The 2,285-nt window shown below is 44.3% G+C and carries 3 protein-coding genes; 2 read left to right on the forward strand and 1 reads right to left on the reverse strand.

Translation table 11 applies throughout. From position 1 onward, the window contains the following. The first annotated feature begins 143 nt into the window (after window positions 1–143). A complete protein-coding gene (locus HY877_06640) occupies window positions 144–524 on the forward strand; it encodes a superoxide dismutase family protein (protein ID MBI5299947.1) in 381 nt (126 codons plus the stop codon). A 4-nt stretch (window positions 525–528) separates the two neighbouring features. Here the strand turns inward: HY877_06640 and HY877_06645 are convergent, their stop codons facing one another. Then, a complete protein-coding gene (locus HY877_06645; protein MBI5299948.1) occupies window positions 529–1,536 on the reverse strand; it encodes a serine/threonine protein kinase in 1,008 nt (335 codons plus the stop codon). Between the two features lie 236 nt (window positions 1,537–1,772). Here HY877_06645 and HY877_06650 point away from each other — a divergent pair. Next, window positions 1,773–2,285: NAD-dependent epimerase/dehydratase family protein (locus tag HY877_06650; protein MBI5299949.1), on the forward strand; the 513-nt coding region annotated here is incomplete at its 3' end.

Consider the following 2,285-nt stretch of genomic DNA (forward strand, 5'->3'; position numbering starts at 1 on the left):
ATTTGCCATAAGCCTGTTCTCCTTTCTCTGGTTGTGAAATTTGATCGGGAAAATCAATTTCGCAGTATCAGAAAATGTGCCCGGAGAGCAGGCTTTTTTATTTGACAGCTCCTTGAAAATGACGGGGGGCGGGGTTTTTTCAGATTCCAAATCAAATCATATCCCTAAAAAATGTGAAGGCAACATCGCCCGTGAAGGGCTTGAATACAGGACTTCCCGAATGTCAGACCAAGATTGAAAAGAAATTAAACCGGACGGTAGTGAATCCGAAACACAAACAGCATGGCATGCAAAATTCCAAAGGCTGGCATGCTGGGGATATTGTCAATCTGGAAGTAAAAGAAAACGGCAAAGCGGAGGGAATTTTAATCGATGATGATGTAACTCTGGGTCCGGGCCCCAACTCTCTATTTCATCCGGGAGGAACATCCCTCGTCATTCATGCCGACAGAGACGATTACACAACCGACCCCTCCGGAAATTCAGGAACACGCATTGCCTGTGGTCTTGTGGAACCAGATTAATTTTTCAAGGATTCCATCGGCGGGAACTGATGGCGACCGTTCCTTCTTTGCTTTTTTCCTTGTGAGGTTTATGAAGATACAAATCGGGGAATAAAAGTCTCAGATGTTTTTCCAGTGTTAAAATGGTGGGACCATAACCTTTGTGGTACATGAAATATTCCAAGTCGTAACCCATCTTCCCCGCGTCGGCATAGCGTTTGTCAATATCGCGCTCAAGAGCTTTCAAAACAATTCTTTCCAGATCTTCAGGAATTTCGGGGTTTTTTTCCCGGGGGGAGGGAATGGCCTGAGAGCAGACATTTTCCATAATCTCTTTTGCATCCACTCCCGTGTTAAAAAGAGATTCTCCGGTTAACAATTCATACATCACAATTCCCAGAGAAAAAAGATCGGAACGCTTATCAGTAATTTTTCCCTTCGCCTGTTCCGGAGACATGTAGGGCGCTTTACCCATAATGACGGAACCCTCTTTGTCCTCCATAAAATGGGCCGCCTTGGCCACACCAAAATCGGTGATTTTGACTTCGCCTTCTGTGGCAAGCATCAAATTGTTGGGATTGATATCGCGGTGGACAACAAAAAGCGGTTGACCATCCGGATCGGTTTTCGAATGGGCATATTCCAAACCGCGACACACGCGGCTGATAATAAAAGCACCTAACTCCACAGGAATTTTTGTGCCGAGGTCCGCGTGCCGGTTCATCAAATCACGCAAATTCACACCATGAACATATTCCATCGCAATATAAAAACCGCCGTCCACTTTTCCCAATTTGTAAATTTGAACGATATTTTGATGAACCAAGTCGGCAACCAATTTGGCCTCTCCAATGAAGAGACCCACGAAATCTTTCATGTTGGTGTACTCTTCACGGATCATTTTGATAGCGACCCGTTTTTCAAACCCTTCAGCGCCGTAGAGGATCGATTCGTAAATATTTCCCATCCCCCCCTCGGCAATCAGACGTGTAAACTTAAAGCGGTATTGATCTTCAAATTCCTCCTTTTTCATATTGTCTATCCTACTCCGCAAACTTTTCGAGTTTGCTTCGCGGTTCGGCAAAGCCGAACCTTGACATCCCCTTATCCACCATGCTTTAAGCAAGCAAACGACATGCCAACAAAAATGACTGCGTTTAAATTATAACTTGCTGAAATGATTAAACAATATCTTTATTTTTTTATCTGTCCCTCACAAAATCAGGCATTTTTGACACCAGCACGTCAAATTTTTGACAAACAAAACCCATGACACTGAAAAAACAGAAAATTCTTATTACAGGAGGTGCTGGTTTTATCGCCTCCAATATTACCGACCTATATATAGAGGAAGGACACGAAGTTGTTATTGTCGACAACCTCTCAACAGGAGCAAAAACAAACATTCCTAAAAAAGCCAAGTTCTATCAAGAAGATATTTGCAATTTGGAAAAACTCGACGCCATTTTCAAGGAGGAGAGACCCTCCTTAGTGAATCACCACGCCGCTCAGATTGACGTACGCACTTCCATCAGCAATCCGCAAAAAGATGCCCAGATCAACATTATCGGCGCCATCAACTTGCTAGAACTCGCCAGAAAATACGAGGTCTCCAAATTAATTTACGCCGGCACAGGCGGAGCTCTTTACGGAGAATTAAAAAATGACGTGGTGGAAAAGTTGTGTGGAGGGGATTTGGGGGTTTCGCGGAGGCGATTTTTACCTTATCGGGATCAAAAGCAAAAATCGCTGAGCGATAAGCGGGCCCGACGGGTCGACCCG

This window comes from Deltaproteobacteria bacterium, assembly GCA_016213065.1.
Classification (GTDB): Bacteria; UBA10199; UBA10199; order SPLOWO2-01-44-7; family SPLOWO2-01-44-7; genus JACRBV01.

What these genes read in the sequence shown, in the direction of transcription:
- HY877_06645 (MBI5299948.1), bottom strand. Translation starts at nt 1,536, where the DNA reads ATGAAAAAGGAGGAATTTGAAGATCAATACCGCTTTAAGTTTACACGT.